This is a genomic window from Stieleria maiorica, assembly GCF_008035925.1.
Classification (GTDB): Bacteria; Planctomycetota; Planctomycetia; order Pirellulales; family Pirellulaceae; genus Stieleria; species Stieleria maiorica.
Map to the genome: position 1 here is coordinate 8,008,567 of NZ_CP036264.1, position 17,076 is coordinate 8,025,642.

Annotated in this window: 12 protein-coding genes and 1 tRNA gene; 2 read left to right on the forward strand and 11 right to left on the reverse strand. The window is 57.0% G+C overall.

What is annotated here, in order from left to right; translation table 11 throughout:
• Positions 1-48: 48 nt before the first annotated feature.
• Positions 49-900, reverse strand: a complete 852-nt coding sequence (locus Mal15_RS27275; RefSeq protein ID WP_147870655.1) for a hypothetical protein — start codon at positions 898-900, stop codon at positions 49-51.
• 632 nt (positions 901-1,532) lie between these two features.
• Here Mal15_RS27275 and Mal15_RS27285 point away from each other — a divergent pair.
• The gene (locus tag Mal15_RS27285; protein WP_147870657.1) at positions 1,533-2,012 is read left to right on the forward strand and encodes a hypothetical protein; all 480 of its coding nucleotides are present in this window, start codon (positions 1,533-1,535) and stop codon (positions 2,010-2,012) included.
• Positions 2,013-2,558: 546 nt separating this feature from the next.
• Here the strand turns inward: Mal15_RS27285 and Mal15_RS27290 are convergent.
• From Mal15_RS27290 to Mal15_RS27320, 7 genes are all read right to left on the reverse strand, one after another.
• On the reverse strand, positions 2,559-3,563 hold the full coding sequence (locus tag Mal15_RS27290; RefSeq protein WP_167547084.1) for a DnaB-like helicase C-terminal domain-containing protein: 1,005 nt from the start codon (positions 3,561-3,563) through the stop codon (positions 2,559-2,561).
• A complete protein-coding gene (locus Mal15_RS27295; RefSeq protein WP_147870659.1) occupies positions 3,553-4,557 on the reverse strand; it encodes a bifunctional DNA primase/polymerase in 1,005 nt (334 codons plus the stop codon). Before Mal15_RS27295 ends, Mal15_RS27290 begins: the two co-directional genes overlap by 11 nt.
• A gap of 339 nt (positions 4,558-4,896) precedes the next feature.
• The gene (locus Mal15_RS27300) at positions 4,897-5,211 is read right to left on the reverse strand and encodes a DUF1580 domain-containing protein (protein ID WP_147870660.1); all 315 of its coding nucleotides are present in this window, start codon (positions 5,209-5,211) and stop codon (positions 4,897-4,899) included.
• Positions 5,212-5,308: 97 nt separating this feature from the next.
• A complete protein-coding gene (locus tag Mal15_RS27305) occupies positions 5,309-5,878 on the reverse strand; it encodes a hypothetical protein (RefSeq protein WP_147870661.1) in 570 nt (189 codons plus the stop codon).
• A gap of 52 nt (positions 5,879-5,930) precedes the next feature.
• On the reverse strand, positions 5,931-9,050 hold the full coding sequence (locus Mal15_RS27310) for a type I restriction endonuclease subunit R (protein WP_147870662.1): 3,120 nt from the start codon (positions 9,048-9,050) through the stop codon (positions 5,931-5,933).
• Positions 9,047-10,432 (reverse strand): restriction endonuclease subunit S, encoded by a 1,386-nt coding sequence (locus Mal15_RS27315; protein WP_147870663.1) that lies wholly within the window; start codon positions 10,430-10,432, stop codon positions 9,047-9,049. The genes Mal15_RS27310 and Mal15_RS27315 overlap by 4 nt, the downstream gene beginning before the upstream one ends.
• Positions 10,429-12,237, reverse strand: a complete 1,809-nt coding sequence (locus tag Mal15_RS27320; RefSeq protein WP_147870664.1) for a type I restriction-modification system subunit M — start codon at positions 12,235-12,237, stop codon at positions 10,429-10,431. The genes Mal15_RS27315 and Mal15_RS27320 overlap by 4 nt, the downstream gene beginning before the upstream one ends.
• 263 nt (positions 12,238-12,500) lie before the next feature.
• On the opposite strand from Mal15_RS27320, the gene Mal15_RS27325 reads away from it, so the two are divergent.
• Complete coding sequence (locus Mal15_RS27325) at positions 12,501-13,217, forward strand: PEP-CTERM sorting domain-containing protein (protein ID WP_147870665.1); 717 nt, start codon at positions 12,501-12,503, stop codon at positions 13,215-13,217.
• Positions 13,218-14,489: 1,272 nt separating this feature from the next.
• Here Mal15_RS27325 and Mal15_RS27330 read toward each other — a convergent pair.
• The 3 genes from Mal15_RS27330 to Mal15_RS27340 form a co-directional block, all read right to left on the reverse strand.
• A complete protein-coding gene (locus Mal15_RS27330; RefSeq protein ID WP_147870666.1) occupies positions 14,490-14,999 on the reverse strand; it encodes a hypothetical protein in 510 nt (169 codons plus the stop codon).
• Between the two features lie 557 nt (positions 15,000-15,556).
• Positions 15,557-16,759, reverse strand: a complete 1,203-nt coding sequence (locus Mal15_RS27335) for a tyrosine-type recombinase/integrase (protein WP_147870667.1) — start codon at positions 16,757-16,759, stop codon at positions 15,557-15,559.
• A 122-nt stretch (positions 16,760-16,881) separates the two neighbouring features.
• Positions 16,882-16,955: transfer RNA gene (locus Mal15_RS27340), tRNA-Val, on the reverse strand.
• Positions 16,956-17,076: the final 121 nt, after the last annotated feature.

The window sequence follows — 17,076 nt, forward strand, 5'->3', positions numbered from 1 at the left end:
TCATTCCCTCGTTCAGGGTGCCCACGCGGACGCGTTCTCACGCTCGATTCACTCACCATCTCGGCCGTCGGGCTCGGCAATCACGGGGCGTTCGACTTCGATCCCCCAGGCCCTGAGCGTTTGGTAGGCGTCATCGCGGACGCCGTAGTATTTTGTTCGGTTCCCATCAACGGCCAACTGTTGGCTGAACCCCGCGTCCCCGAGCAGCGTGCGCAAGCGGTTGATGTTGGCATCGGATTTGAAGTACCGCAGGATCGTGACACCTTCGGATCGCCTGGAATAACTCTCGGATGTCAGGAAGCCGATCGCGCGTTGTTCCAGCCGCTCGTCAACCGGTACGATCAATTGTCCGTAGGGTCCCAGATTGGTGTCCACGAGGACTTTCTGTGGAATCATGAGACGAACCGTATGCAGTTGCCGCACATGGGGTGGCGTGCGGCGGATGATCTCTTTGGCCGCACGGACGACGGCGTCAGGTTCGTGCAGGACGGTAAAGTCGGCCAGGAAGAGTTCGACCTTGCCCGGAGTCAATTCGATCAGCTTCGGTGAGGACTGGCAACAATCGCTATGCGTAATCAATAGGCGGCTCGAATGCGTTGCAAACGCTTTGTATCTTGCCGTCGGGTGTTCGACGAACAGCCCCATTCTGTCATGGCGTTGCTCCAGCAGAGGGTACTTCAGTGTTTCTTCAACGGCGATCGCGATGCCGGGCATCTTTGAACCACCGGGGATCGGCTCGTCTCGGACGCCAACGATTTTTGCGACCCAAACGCGATCCGCATTCACGACTAGGCTTTCCAGACTCTCTGCCGTGTCGACCAAGGGTTGAGCCGGTGCGTCACCTCCGACAATGAGCGTGATTCCCAAAGCGATGACAGAAAGGCGGCAAATGCGGCGCATGCGTACCATCTCCTCGCGTGGGATTCTCAGTTGGAACCTTGACGACGCCGTCCCCCGTTTCGCCAATTGTATTCGTCAAGAGGGGCAGGGGCATCAAGGTCCAATCGATGGCGATGATGCCGCCGGCGGTGGAAACGACAAAACCCCGCGAAACGCTTGGTTTCACGGGGTTTTCGGGAGTGGGCGATACAGAATTCGAATCTGTGACCTCTACGATGTCAACGATCTCCGACGGACGCACTTTATCGGCAATTTCCTCGTGTTTTGCCGCACCATATCAGATTCCCAACAAGTTGCAAACGTTTTCATACATGATCAGAAACACGCGGAAAAACTGGGCAGACTGTCCGCGACTGTCCAAAACTTTGGACAGTGTGCCCGCTCGCATCCGCTTCCACTTCGTCTGTCCATTGATGGCGTAACGGCGTGGCGCAACGGTCGACCGATTGGACGAAACTCCCGGTGTTTGCGATACTTTTTGGATGACGCAAACACACGACAGAATCGATACTGCTCGGCCCTCCGGCCAGCCACGCACATTCATCTCTCCCGATGCCACTCGGCAATGTCGGCTCTGTTTAGAACACCAGCCGCTCTCCCGTTTTCGCATTCAGCGTAAACACAAAGGCAGAATGTATCGCGCCAACCATTGCAACGAATGCCATCGGACAAAGGAGCGTGCACGTCGGGAACGCTGCCGTGTAAGTGCCGACAAGCGCGCCATGAGCCATGCCTGGGCATCCCTCGCCAAGCACAAACAAAAGCGGCTTGCGATCGAAGGCATCATCAATCCACTTTGGGATCGGTTTGGTGGATCAATGGGAATCGCCAACGCTTGGATGGCAGCCTATAGCGAGGCAACCGCTGTGCGGCGTATTCGGTCCGTTGAGGCTCTGATCGCCCTGCTAGACTGGGTCGCCCAACACCCGGACACCCATATCGACCCAACGGGGATGACAGACAAGGAACTGGATCGCGAAGTCAATCGAGCTTCCTGTGACGCAATGTCATCGATTCTCGCAACCAACCCGGATCTCGCTGCCACCATTGCAGCACAACACGGGTTCATTCTGGCGCCTCTGGCCACCTCTCTCGATCAGTCGGAATGCTGACGGACGCCAGCAACCGCTGACACCGGGTCCGGCTTCTCGTCAGAGACACCGCAAAGCTGTGGTGCGCGCGAAACCCTGCGTCGTCATTTGAGCTGGATTTTCTTGGACCGGGGAGCGTCTTTGACGCCCACGGTCTATATGTATCTGTGTGGGTGACATAGGTGACACCTTTTCGTGCTTCCTATGTCACCTTTTATTGCGTCAAAGGGTGACACTCATGACACCTTTTTTCGTTCTCCCTCTTGGTGAACAACTTTCCTGTAAATTGCCGAACCGACGGGTTGCCGCGTCCTACCCCTACGCTCACCGTCTTGATCACGCCACCCCGCTCAAGCTCTTTGAGGATCCGCTTAACCTGTCGCGTCGACAGGTGCACTGCGTCTTTAATCTGCTGAGCGGTTGCGTTGAATTCGCATTTCTCGCCCCACGCATGAAACCAACAAAACATCGCAACGGCAGCCTGGCCCGGAGTCTCTAAAGACGGTAGCAGTTCTCCATGAATCCACCGCCCGGACTCCCAACGCCGGTCGGATTTCCGTTTCCTGTTCATCTCGTTGCCATCCATGGCAAACTACTTCCGAACTCGGCCGGGGCACCGTCATACGTACCGATTTCAGGCTCTGGCGCATCGAATGACATATGCGCCCTATCAAAGTGCAGTTCGACCGCTTTCGTCTCTCCATGCCGGTTCTTTTGGCAATCAAGCGTGACTTTGCGAATCAGCCTACCGGGATCGACGTCCCCGTTGTTTCGCAGCAAGTAGGCTGCATCAACATTGAACTCGATCTCGCCTGATTCTTTAAAACTTGCCAGTGATAGTTTTTCCGTGTCATGGCTAGAGCCACCCTTGCTGTAAGTGCGCGACGTTGCGGATAGGCACAACACTCCCCAACCGCTGGCGGCCATCAATCGCAGATTTGCCATCAGTTCGTTCATCGCCAATCTGGCATCGACTCCTGATCTCGCAAATTTCTGGATGTAATCCACCACGAGAAAGCCGGGATCACAGTCTGCTGCCAGCGAAACGAGCCCCTTGCCATCGCAGTGATGCAGCGGAAGCAACTCCATTCGGGACTCGGCCTCCGCCTGAATCTCCCGAATTGTCCGTTCGGCCAACGCCAACTGCTTCTGAGTCAAATCCGCAAACCGGACAGCTCGCATTGGCAGCCCGGATCGCCTTGCCAATTCCCGCGACAGCAGTTTCACCGGATCAGTTTCAGCGTTCGCAATGTAAACCTTCAATCCGGGATTTTGATGGATCGCTTCAAACGCCATTTGTCCTGCTAGAGCAGTCTTTCCCACGCCTGGAGGCGCCCCCAAGACGGTGAGCAGTCCCGGCCCAATTTCAAACCCATTGAGTGCCTCGTCCAGCTTGTATAGCGTGTCGCCTTTTCCCGACTGCAATCGCTCAAGCAATTGGTCCAAGACACTGGTCACTGTGACGGTCGACTTCTCACCGGAACCGCCACGCACCCGGTCCCTTGCCGCCTGATCGATCTGAGCCGACATCATGTGCGGAGGGACATCGTCTAGGATGATGTTAGACTCCATAGCCCATCCTCCTCGCTGCGACCGCTGCCAGCTTGCGATCTCCGCCATGCTCCAGGGCCACAAAGGCAGAAAACGGGTTCCACGTTTGGTGATCCCCTGACACCGGAGCCAACACCCCTGCGTTGCCGCTGAAGACGGTCAAGACCGTTGTGCCGTCCATCGCCTTGACCAATTTGGCGCTTGTACCGTGCCGTTTACCTGGACGAGTCCAGTTGATTCCGTCTCTGGATGTCCATCCATGGGGAAGCAAGATGTCCGCCCAGTTGGCTCGCGCTGAGAAGTCTCCCCACGGAGTGCTGGTATCGAGCTCCGAAATTGCTCCTGCGGCGGCACGATACTGATTCGCGCGCCGCTTGATCACACTCTCAGTCACGCTGTTAGCCTGACGCTCATCAAACGACGCGGCAGCTACCCACATGGCAGTCCGTTCTTCCTGTGAAACGACTGGAATCGTCGGAAGCGGCAGCCCCATGACTTGGCAGTACGGGCGCCCCGAGATGTGAGTCTCAACCGGTGACCCGGCTGCCACGATATAAGCCCCCTCCCCTCGCGATTCGATGATCGTCTTGCGGTGGCCATTCTCATCATTAGCCGTCATTGCGATCTTCTCAGATCTGCACACCCGATCAGAACGGTAGATGACGTGGTAGCCATGCGACGGCGTTTCGACCACACACAATCCATGGCGGATCAAAACTGGCAACTTCCCAAGCCATCGGGGAAAAACGGCATCGGCGAGTTCGTCGAAATCTAGAACCTCGACGCCTCGGCTGACACGCCCGCAAACCAACCCGAAGCCGATCTTGTGCTTTGTCCAGTCGCGCATTTCCGCACAAACAGGCAGTCGCGATTGAAATGGCAACCAACTCGACTTGCCACCGACAACTGGAAGCAGCTGACTGAATGGCTTTTTCGTACCATCCGTCGCGATCGGAAGCACAGAGACCCCATTGTCGACGAAGTCCAACATCAGTTCAAACAGTTCAGTGTTCATCCTGACGCCTCCCCTGCGTTAGTCGCTGGTAGAGCGCAGTGTGCTCCTTGCATGACAAATCAGCGCGCGCCGTTAGAACGATTGCATCGTCCAATGGCATGCGCAATACTTCGCCAACGGTCGGACAACAAAACAAGTCTGACCCACGGCACAGATCCAGACCAGCAACCGCCGCCTGGCCAATCAAATCGTTGAGTGAAGCGTCAACCCGTTTTCGGTTGCTTCTGACCGAGGCAATGGTAAGATCTTGGTGACTTCTATCGGGGGCTTGTCGAACGAACATCGGCGGCCCCTTTTTTATGGGGTGTGTCTCACACCCCGACGATCCGGGATTGATGCTCACTTGCCCAGCTCCCGGTCTAATTGGGCATTCGCCCGGGCGATTTCCTTATCACGGCGGGTTACCTCTCGACGAGGCGTATTTTGGATCGCACTGCCATCGCCTTCCGCCTTGGCAGTTCGCTCGGCGATAAACTGGCGAACGAATCGACGCGTTGTCTTGCGGTGTCCGCCAAACATCCGAGTTTCCAGCTTGACGCCTCCGCAACCTTTTTTCGCCCACCTCCACGCGGTGCAATCGGCAGGGCGATACCCGGTCTCCTTCTCGAAAGCAACTGCGATCGGAAGGTACTCGTCGTCTTTTTGAACGTTCATTGAAACCTCTGAGTGTCAATTGAATTAAACAACACTCAGATCTTTTCAAACGCCACCGGCGACTGACCCGCCGAAACCGGCGATTTCAGATTTTCCGCTAAACAGTTTTCTTCAACGTCACTGTGTAATCAGGTGCCGCGGCATAGCTGACTTTCCAGGGGATCTTATTGTCACGAAAGAATTTATTCGCTTTCCTGCACGCAGATTCGACCGCCTGGCCTTCCTTCAGAGTGGCCGCTCGGTCACCCCAAACCGGTTCAGCCAGATCATCCCACTCGGCCGATCGGTCACTCAGCTTCCAAAGGAAACTGACTAATTTGCTCGGGCGAGGCTCGATGTTCGTATACACGTGCCCAGCGTGTCGCCAACCCTTAGGTAAAACTGGACCATCCGGATTGGGGTCAAGCTCTTTCAGCCCGCGGAGTTGATCCCGCGTTGGCAATCCTTGGGCTGGTTCACAGCCCCGGGATACTTCATCGATCAATAGATCCAATTCATCGGAATGCCCACAGAATCGTTGTAGTTCTTCAAGCATCTCGACTGCTTTGTCACCGATGGTATCGTACCAGTCTCCGTTATCCAGCCGTTTGTTTTCGGTCGATGAATTGACAGCTGCCAGTCGACGGTGAAGGGCGTACCACTGTTCTACCAGTTCGGAGAGGGTCATCGGCGCTGAAGTTCAGTTGAGATGAGGTAGTGATCGCAAAAAGGTCATTGCTCTATTGGGCTGCCCGCGACCGAAGCTGTTCGTAGAGGTTGAGTTGGTTTAGCATGATCGCCTTCAGGCCCTCGCGGATCTTCTCCGAGTTCAACGCGCGGGCGCTCAGATCTTCTTGGATGTCCATCGCGTCGATGATCGCATCGGTGATTTCCCTCCCAAGGTCCGGGGACGCTGCAAATTGCTCCTTCGTGTTACTGGCCGCTTGCTGCTGCAACGTCTTCGACTCCAAAACCTTTTCGTTCAGGGTCGTCGCGTGGGACAGCAGGTCGCCATCGGTCACGTCTGCGCCGTAGAGGTCGTTCAGTTTGGAAATGATCTCGCTGAGGTACTCCTTCTTTTCGTCCCGCACCTGCCCCGTCCCGGCCCCGTCGAGCGGTTTCAGCGTCGGGTACTCCTCACCGGGCAGGCCCATCTTCTGCTCGCCCCTATCGCGGATCGAGTGATGGGTCAGAACGACTTGGGACAAGTCCACGCCTTCTCGCTCGCGACCGAATTTAAGCAGTCGAACCAGGTACTTGAAGAAGATCGCGCGTTTCTCGAAATCCGTGTTCCCGTAGTCAAAAATCTGTGACAGAAACGTGTACGCCCGAAGATACGTCGACGCATCGGACCGGAACAGAATGAGCGACTTCATTTCATCCTTCGCCGACTCCGCCGCCTTTTTGTCCTCGTCCTGCTCCGCCTGTTTCAGTGCTGCCTTCGCCGACGAAAACCGTTTCAGCAACCGCTCGGCCACCGGCTTGATCGCCGCGTCGAGTTGCTTCTGCTTCGAATTCGGATCCAGTTCGACCGCGACGACCCGGTCGATCTCGTGCTCGTCGTAAAAACCGAATTCGTCCAACTTGACCCGAAGGTCAAGAATCAGATTCGGGTCCGTCGAATCCTCCAGGGTCGCGGTCGTGTAGTACGTCTTAAACGCATCCAGGACGTCCGCCGACTCGTTCACAAAGTCCAAGACAAACGTCTTGTCTTTTCCCGGGTGGCACCGGTTCAGACGCGACAAGGTCTGGACCGCCTGAATTCCGGCCAGTTTCTTGTCGACATACATCCCGCACAGCAGCGGCTGATCGAACCCCGTCTGAAACTTGTTCGCCACAAGCAGGAGTTGATACTCGTCGCCCTTAAACGCTTCGCGAATGCTACTCTTTAGGCTCGGGTTTAACTCGACGCTCGACTCCTTGAACGGCTCAGGTCCGAGTTCCTTGTCAGAGACCTCGCCCGAAAACGCGACCAGTGATCGGATCTCGTAACCGGATTTCTCGATGTACTTCTGGGTCGCCAGTTGCCAGCGGACCGCCTCGTTGCGGCTTCCGGTCACGACCATCGCCTTGGCCTTCCCGTCGAGCAGGGGAGCGACCGTTTCCCGGAAATGTTCCACCACGATCTGGACCTTTTGGGCGATATTGTACGGGTGCAACCGCACCCAACGCATCAAGCCCTTCATCGCCTCGCCGTGCCCTACTTCCTTGTCGCTGATCTCCTTCCCCTGATTGGCGAGCCGGAACGCCACTTTGTAACTCGTAAAGTTCTGCAAGACGTCCAGGATGAATCCCTCCTCGATCGCCTGCTGCATCGAGTAGACGTGGAACGGCGCGGGCAAGTTCCCGGCGCCGTTCGGCTTGCTCGGATCGGGCACTCTGCCGAACGTCTCCAGCGTCTTTGCCTTCGGTGTCGCAGTGAAAGCAACGTAAGTCACTCCGGTGTCCGCCGCCCTCGCCTGCATCTGCGCGGCCAAGATGTCCTCCGTACTAATCTCCCCGCCGTCGGCGAGATCCGCTTGCTCCTCCGGCGAAAGCACCTGTTTCAACTTGGCCGCCGCTTGCCCCGTCTGGGAGCTATGCGCCTCGTCCGCGATCACCGCGAACCGCTTGCCCTCGGTCGCCGCCAATTCCCGAACCGTCTCCAGGGCAAACGGAAACGTTTGAATGGTGCAGACCACCACCTTCTTGTCACCGGAGAGGGCCTCCGCTAACTCGCCGCTCTTACTGCCGCTGCCGCCCTTGATCGTTGCCACGACTCCCTTGGTCCGCTCGAACGCTTCGAGGGCGTCTTGGAGTTGGCTGTCGATCACCGTGCGATCCGAAACGACGATCACCGAGTCAAAAACCTTGCTGTCCGACGCATCGTGCAGATCCCCCAGGAAGTGCGCCGCCCAAGCGATTGACTTCGTCTTCCCGCTGCCCGCCGAGTGCTGAATCAGGTACTTGCGTCCCGGTCCCTCGTCCAAAACGGCAGAGAGCAATTTGCGGGTGACATCGAGTTGGTGGTACCGGGGAAAGATTAACGCCTTGATCTGTTTTTTCTGGTCACGTTCGGCGACCATGTATCGGCCCAGGATGTCCAGCCAACCGTCCCGCTGCCAAACCTGTTCCCACAAATACGCGGTCATGTAGCCGTCGGGGTTCGGCGGATTCCCCTTCGCGCCCGTTTGTCCCGGTCCGTTGCTCCCCTGGTTGAACGGCAGAAATGTCGTTTTCTTTCCGGCCAGCTTGGTCGTCATCCGCACTTCGCTGCTGCTGACGGCAAAATGCACCAGTGCCCCCGTCGCAAACGACAGCAGCGGCTCCTTCGCCTTTCCCTTCGGATTCGGGTCTCGGTCGTAGCGGTACTGATCGACCGCATCGTCGATGCCTTGCGTGAAATCCGTTTTCAACTCCACCGTCGCGACGGGGATACCGTTCACGAACAGCACCAGGTCGATACTGTTCTCGTTGTTTTCCGAGTAGCGGACTTGCCGGATGACACGAAGCCGGTTCGCCTCGTACCGTTTCATGATGTCCGCGTTCGTCCCCATCGCCGGCCTGAATTGGGCCATGCGGAGCGAGCGTTTCAATCCCAAAACGTCGAATCCATTCCGCAGCACGTTCAGTGTGCTGGACTTGTCGATCGAATGACGCAGCCGATCGAGCAGTGTTGCTTCCGCCGAAGCACCATGATTCTTTGACAGTGCTTCCCAGGCATCCGGTTCAGATTCTTTTACCCAGGCAACGACGTCCGGCGGAAACAGAGCCAGCTGACAATCGTAGTCGGCGGCGTCTTTCTCTGCGTATAGCCAGCCGTGAGCTGCGAGATCGTTGCAGATGTCGTTTTCAAATTCGATCTCGTTGTAGAGACTCATGCGACAGCCTCCTTAGCAGCGAATTCTCGAACGTCGATCTTGCCGGTGACGGCTGCGGAGATGAGGGCGGTGCGGCGTTCTTTGAGGAGTTCGATGGCTCGTTCGGCTTCCGCTTGAAGCTGCGAAAACGTCTCTGCTTGTTCGTGCAGGTTCTTGGCTATCTCGCTTTGTTCTTCGATCGGAGGCCGACAAACTAAAATGTTGCGAACAAGCTCTTGGCTCACCTTCTTCATCGTCGAGCTTGATCCGACAGCATTGCACTCGATTTGCGATCGAACGTTCACCGAACGAAGCGAATAGACAAGAAACGCTGAATTAAACTCATCATCAAGAGCACGGAATCGGTAGACCAAGTCACAAAGCAAGAGACGTGGTCGAACGTTCTGAACCAGAGAAGCACTCCCGACAAGATCTAGAGTGTTGCCTCGACTCATCAAAATGTCGCCGTTCTTGACTTCGTATTCGGAAATCGGGTCAACTTCCGAGGGTAGAGCTTTCTGTTCTAATTCATTCAGGTCGAACTCATTACAGCAACCAACTTTGACTACCCCCCATTCGTTTTCGGAAGCAGGTTCGCTGTGGCACTGTGGCGAGAAACCTTGGCTGATCTTTGTGATCCCAAATTTAACTGGTATCACCTCCCAATGCTGGGGCACATCGCCGAGCCAGGGGATGCCGGAGGGTTTCATGGGGGCGTTGGGGTTCAGGCCTTTGGTGACCGCGTGACTGATGACCGCCTGACGCTTTTCCTTCAGCAACTCGATCAAACAACGCTGCTCCGACACCAGAGCGTCGATCTTCGACGTTTCCACATCCAGGAACGACGCGATCGCCTTTTGCTCGTCTGGTGGGGGCACTGGAATCAGAGCGGATGAGTATTCGGGAACTTGGAGATTGGGATACGTCGTTGTGGAACACATTTGCTCGACTCGCTGTCGAGTCAAATGTGATCGGAGTACCGCGTAAACAAAGCTGGGAAGTGCTTTAGTGCGGTTAGGTCGAATCCGCATTAAGAAGTTACTGAAGATGAACAGCGGAGTGTCCTCGTCCACGAGTCCAGCTTTCCCAGAAATGATGTTCGTTGCAGAACCGCTGGACTTTACGACGAGAATGTCACCGTCTTCGCATGAGTATCTGTCTACCTCGTCTTGCGTGAATCCACGCCTCGGCATCTCATCAACAACGAACCGCCCATCAGCGTCGATTTGAGCGGTGGTTGCTACTGGAAGTCCGATATCGCCTTCTTCCTCATCGACGCCATAGCAGCCACTGCTGTCGATGTCTGCGATTCGCTTGAGCGGTTTTGCATCCCAGTGACTTGGAATCTCGCCGAGATCAAGGGATTCGCTCGCCGCGCAATGCTCGTAGACTGAAAAACTCATTGCGAAAGCTCCCCGATCATCTCGACGATCCGATCGGTGACGCCCTTTAGTTCCGCGTCAATCTCGGCCAGTTCACGCGGCGGCTTGAACACGTAGAAGTGACGATTAAACGGGATCTCGTAACCGACCTTGGTCTTGTCTTCGTCGATCCAGGCATCGGGGACGTGCGGCGTCACTTCGCGATCGAAGTACTCGTGAATGTCTTCGCCGAGTGGCACTTCTTCGGTATCCCGCAGTTTTGAATCGGGCTTGGGCTGCCCCTTCTTCTTCCCGCGTGTCTCCAACACCGGTTGGCCGTCCTCGTCGAGCAATGGTCGCTCAACCGTGATCGTCTGGTAACCAAAGTCGGTCGTCTTGAAGACTCGACTGATCGGAACCGGCGGCTGACCCGACGGGGTTTTGCCGCTGACACGTTGCTTCTCGCTGAGCGGCTCGCGGCTTTCCGCATCGACGTAGACCTCCCGAGCGTCACCGAACAAACGTGTGGTCTCCGCGATGTGTTCGTCGCTGAGCTCCTTGCGTTTGCTGCCTAAACTCTTCCGCATCTTCTGCCACATCGCACTGGCGTCGATCAGTTGAACCTTGCCCTTGCGATGCTTTGGCTTGCGGTTGCTAACAATCCAGACGTAGGTGCTGATGCCGGTGTTGTAGAACATGTCCGTCGGCAGACCGATGATCGCCTCCAGCAAGTCGTTTTCCAAAACATAACGACGAATCTCGCTCTCACCGCTGCCCGCGTTCCCCGTGAACAGCGGCGAGCCATTCAGGACGATCCCGAAGCGACTGCCGCCGTCCTTCGTGGGGCGCATCTTGGAGATCAGGTGCATCAGGAATAGCAGCGATCCGTCGCTCACTCGCGGCAGGCCCGGGCCGAAACGACCATTGAACCCATCCTGCTCGTGTTCCCGTTTGATCTCCTTCTGAATCTTCTTCCATTCAACCCCAAAGGGAGGATTGGAGAGCATGTAGTCAAACTGCTGATCGGGCAATCCATCGTCCGACAGCGTGTTGCCGTGGATGATGTTGCTGATGTCTTGGCCCTTGATCAGCATGTCCGCCTTGCAGATTGCATAGGACTCCGCGTTCAACTCCTGCCCGTACATCACCAACCGGGCATCAGGGTTCTGACCGCTCAGATGATCCTCGGCCACCGACAACATCCCTCCGGTCCCCGCCGTAGGATCGTACAACGACCGGACGATCCCCGGCTTGGTCAACGCATCGTCGTCTTCGATGAACAGCAAGTTGACCATCAGCCGAATGACTTCGCGCGGGGTGAAGTGCTCTCCGGCGGTCTCATTGGAAAGCTCCGCGAACTTGCGGATCAATTCCTCGAACACATGCCCCATCTGCTCGTTCGTCACGACCTCGGGGTGCAATTCGATGTTGGCGAACTTCTCCGACACAAGGTACAGCAGGTTCGCCTTGGCGAGTCGCTCCACTTGGGTGTGGAAATCGAAGCACTCAAAAATGTCGCGGACCGCCGGCGAGAACGCCTGGACATACGAAAACATGTTCTCAGCAATGTTGTCCTGGTCGCCCATCAGTTTTTTGATGTCCAACGGCGAAGTGTTGTAGAACAAACACTTCGATTTCTTCAGCAGAAATGGCTCCGGGTTCAGTCCCGCGGCCTCCCGCTTCTCCTTCTCCTTGAGCACATCGGCCTTGGTCGGCTCCAGCACGCAGTCCAGACGCCGCAGCACGGTGAACGGCAGGATGACCTTGCCGTACTCCGACTGCTTGTAATCCCCGCGAAGAAGGTCCGCCACGGACCAAATAAAGGAAGAAAGATTCTGCTGACTCATTCGAAGATTCGGCCCCAGTGCGGCTGTGCATCCATGAAACTCTACCGGGGGGATGGTAGCATATCAGACCGTACTCATGGGATCCCCAGCCCCAATGGTTTTCTGGGGTGCGTTCCCGATGGCGAATGTAGATCCCGATTTCGCTTCAATTGGTCCACCCCTCCCCCCAATCCGGCTTGTCGAAAACCGTAACGCTCATCGACGACGCTGCTGTCGGCCGGCGCCGACGGGTTCACGACCAACTACCACTCACACCGCACACAATGAATCAAGTGTTCAAGATTGCTGCTGTATTCTTCTATGCGGCAGTCCAGATCCCGTTTGCGTTCGCCGGAATCGTCTACACAAACGACTTTGAGACGGCAGCAGGCAGCGAATGGTCGAAAACAACAACGTCAACCACACCAATTGGTGCTCGCAGTTTTTTGGGCGAATTCGGAAACGAAGCTGTCACACTAACTCTGGCCAGCATTGGGCTACATGATCAGGTGACCGTGTCATTCGACTTGTTCATCCTCAAATCCTGGGACGGGACACTTCCAGGAGCCAATGGCAATCCACCGTACGCCCCCGACGTATTCTTCTTGACCGTCGACGGATCAACTACCTTGATCGAAGCTTCATTTGGAAACTTCGATGCTCTGGGAGACTTGCAGTCCTACCCGAATGCAATTGCCGGTGGACTAGTTCCTCACCGCACGGGTGCATCCGAAAGCAACACCCTGGGATACAGTTGGCTCGGTTTCCAACAGGACTCCGTCTACAATTTGAGTTTCACCTTTCCACACATCTCCGACTCCCTGGCACTGCAATTCGCAGCCACTCTGCAAGAGGCTGTCACCCCCATCACCGCGAATGAAAGCTGGGGAATTGACAACGTGCTGATTTCGGTGAACCCCGTGCCCGAGCCCTCGACATTTTCGATCTTTGGCTTTGCCGCAATTGCTTTGCTCATGCCTCGCCGACGGCTCAAGCACTAGCTCCAACGATTGGCTTTGGGGGCAACGGCAGTGCGTGGTCGGCCTTCGCCACCGCTCCGCCGAGCGAATCGCCGGAGAGTCTGCGACGGCGATTCACTCAGCTCCGACGATTGGCTTCGACCTCAGACGAAGCTCTAGTCAGCCCTTCGCTGTCGCCTACAGCTCGCCCCACTATGATCCTGGACCGCTGGCAGGCATCGTGGCGCCGCGGCCTGACGGAGGCTTGTGCGCCCGTCGAGAGGGGCGCTTCGGCATCGTACCCATCCTCGTTCCTCGGATGGCAACGACACCTGCGCTCTCGGCCCATCGAGGCGCTGTGCGGGGTAGCCTGCCGGTGATCCAATCACCCACGCGTGGACTTGGCTACGCGAAATCGATCGGCACGTCTCGTCCCTCGCCCTGCCCATCGTTTCGCTCCGCCGCCACATCACTGTCAACCGATGGGTACCGCTCCCAGCATCGTCGCAGGCTCCTTTGCGGTCGCTGCGCTGAGCAGTGGAGGAGGTTTCACCGGGGTTCGATTAAGGGCGCTGCACCATCGTCCCCTACCTCGTACCTCGGAACGGAACGATGGCTTCGCTCATGGCCCATCGAAGCTCATCGGGGGGTAGCCTGTCGGGGTTTTGCGGCGCCCTTCCGCGGACGGACTTCGTGAAATCGACCGCCGCTGCTCGTTCCTCGCACCAGCCGTCGTTTCACTACGCCGCCGCCTTGCGAGGTTTACCGAACTTCCCCGCTCCCAGCTTTCGTCGCAAGCTCCTCAGCGGTCGCTACGCCCGTCTTGGAGCGGACTCGGCCTTCCATGGCCTCCCTGTTCTGATCGGCCTCCTGCCTCGGCACCGGTGACGGTCGCTGCGCTCCGCGCTACCCTCATCCTTCGGTCGCTGGCGTCACCGGATGACACCGGCGGCTGCGCGTCGGTCGGTCCCTCCCTCGCTCCGGTCGTCGATCGATGGCCCGCTCGGGCACCCGACTGGCAAACGTCCATCGCGTTGCAAGACCGTTCGTGTTTCCGACTTCGCTCTCTACGGTCCGCTTCCCTGCCATCGCTCTCCGACTGACATCGTGCCACCGCCGGGTCTCAAGCGGCGGACATCCATGATCCGCCGTGTCTGCGACGCGATCTCGGTCCTTGTGGTCGGGGGCAACGCGGTTTCGGCGGGAGGATTGCGTCAATCGCCAAGGTCACGTTGGTTTGCCCGCCGATGAGAAGACATGAAATCCCACAGGCAGATGTTGCCACATCTGCACTGAAAACACCGAATCCGCCTGTCAGTCGCCATGAAGCCGCATCTTCGTGCGAAGATCCAACAAATCCGATAGCCACTCCAGATCCCGCAGTCCCGCGTTGCTCTCCACATCGCGAGCCTTCATCGCTTGACTGACCTGGTCGGCTCGCGCACGAAGGTCTTGCCCGCGCAAATCGACCGCCAGTTCGGCGGCGGCTTGTGGATCCTGTCCGGTCAGATACGCCAGCAGCGGAATTAGCATCACACCCGGCTGCTGCGATTGCAGCCGCGCCTGCCTGCGATCAGCAACCCGTTTTTGACGCAACGCTTTGGCCTCCTGCTTTCGTTTTGCACGACGTTCGGCAGAGGCATCATTCAACGCAAGCTGCACCGGCGACATTTTCTGTCTCGCCTTCGCATACGACGACATCATCCCGGTCGAACCGTCAGCTCGCTGCCCCACCGATCCGGTGAACCCCGTCGCGTATCGGTCCCCGAACATTGCCTCGGCAAGACTGCCCTGCGGCCCTGCCTTGCGCGCCGAGTAGTTCATGCCCACCCGATGATCGGTCAATATCCGTCTTATCTTCCCCCGGGTCCTCGCCCCATCCGTCGCGTCGTTCAATCCCGGCGCATTCGTCGGGCTCCCGGCGACGCCACGACGCGTCGGGGACATTACGAGCCCGCTCGTGTTTGGTACTGCTCGGTTGTACGCCGACACTGGCCGTAGCGCTCGCTGCAATGGCCCCGGTTCATCGACGACACCGAGCTGGCGGGGATTCGATTCGCCACTGGGCGAAGTGCCAGCCAGCAAGTGACGTATTGTCCCCTGCTTCTTCATCTTTGTCGGCGGCTGATTTGGAGCCGTCACCTGACGCCGCCGCGCCGCTAAACGCTGCTCCGCCTGCCCTGGCGAAGACAACATCTTTGCCACTAAACCATCCATGACACACTCGTTTTTTTACTGTAATGGGACCACCAATATCTTGGTTTATTGTTACCGTTGAACATCCCGTTTCAACGACAAAATGATCTTTCCGCCAGGGAACTCAAAACGTAAACGAGACGCTGAATTCCCGCACGAAATATCATCACCCAAAAGCGTCTCAATCAACCTACACGCATGGCGGCTTCAATGGCTTTGCACCGATCCTGTTCCGCGTAGATGGTTGTCGTTGCCGCATCGGAGTGACCGAGAAGAATCCTTGCTGCTTCAATTCCTTCCGTTCGGCGCACAGCCGTCCCAAACGAGTGACGAAGTTGATTCGGTGACCAGCGGTGAGATCGTTGCCACTCTTTGACTTGGTCGTCTGTGAGACCCTCGGGTGCCGGAAACGCTTTGTCGCAGGCCCGATGAATCGCTCGACGATAGCTTGCGTCATCGTAGTGTGAACGTGCTGCTCTTTTGGGATTGCGTTTTCGATTGCTCCCAGGACGGCTGCCACAGCTTATCGGCGTTGTCCGAGATGCGTGTTGTGCGGCCCGACGTTGTCGCTCGCTCTCCCGTGGACTGAAACAGAATTCGTCCTCGCCGCGAAGCAAGTACGGCCTCAGTATCAGCTGCGCCCGTGGTCCGACGTAAACCGTTCTCGACTTGCCCTTCCAAGCCGTCTTGTGCTGATCGAAGCAGATTTCCCAAACGTCTCCAGATCGGTCGACATGCTTGGGCATGATCATGCAAACCTCGCCGGGGCGGCACCCGATCAAAGATTGCAAACGCACCATATCGGCAACAACCTTCGGCAGATGCAGTAGAGTTTGATCGACGACTTCTGGTTCGACCGGTTTGACCGCCTTGGGCTCCGGTGCCGTCGTTCGACCACGTTTCAGAGGCTCGATCATCGCCAGCGACTGCGGAACGCTTGGCTGAATCATCCCACGAGACGCAGCCCATTTGAAAATGCGAATCAGTCGTTTCGTCGATTCGTTGACGTACTTGCGACCAACCCCGGTGCGCACCATCGAATTCCGAATCGCCTCAAATTGGGCAAATCCGAATTTCGACGCCTCGATGTGGCTGTACTGTTCGTTAACCAGACGGATGATTCGCTTGATCCGATCCAGCTCCCCGCTGCCTTTGCCGTAGTGCTCCTTGGCCCAACCCAGATACGCCAGAAACATTTCGGCGATTGCCAGATCACCTTTGGCACTCTCAGGGATCACTACGCCACCACAGGCGATGAACTCACCTACAAGCCGCTTGTACTCGTCGTGACTTTCCTTGGTCCCGTACTTGCCGAGGTAGTACGTGTTCCCGCCAAGAGTGACACGTGCCTGACCAGAAGAATGCTTGCGATACTTAGGGGTTCGCATGGCGACCGTCTCCAATTCGAGGCGTTTTGGACAGGCTGTCCAAAATCACCAAGAGGAAAAAGCCGCTCTGCGAGACGCTCGCAGGTCAGTTTCAGTACGTAATCGGCGGGATAATTGAGAAGTGGGCGATACAGAATTCGAATCTGTGACCTCTACGATGTCAACGTAGCGCTCTAACCAACTGAGCTAATCGCCCGCTTGTTTTGGATCGGCCGTGTGCGGGTTGCGGCGGCTGATCGGCGGCGGTAGGGATTGGAATCGGACGTCGGGGGCTGAAACTTCAGCTTTCTCTTCCGATCAATCGGATGCGTAGTCTG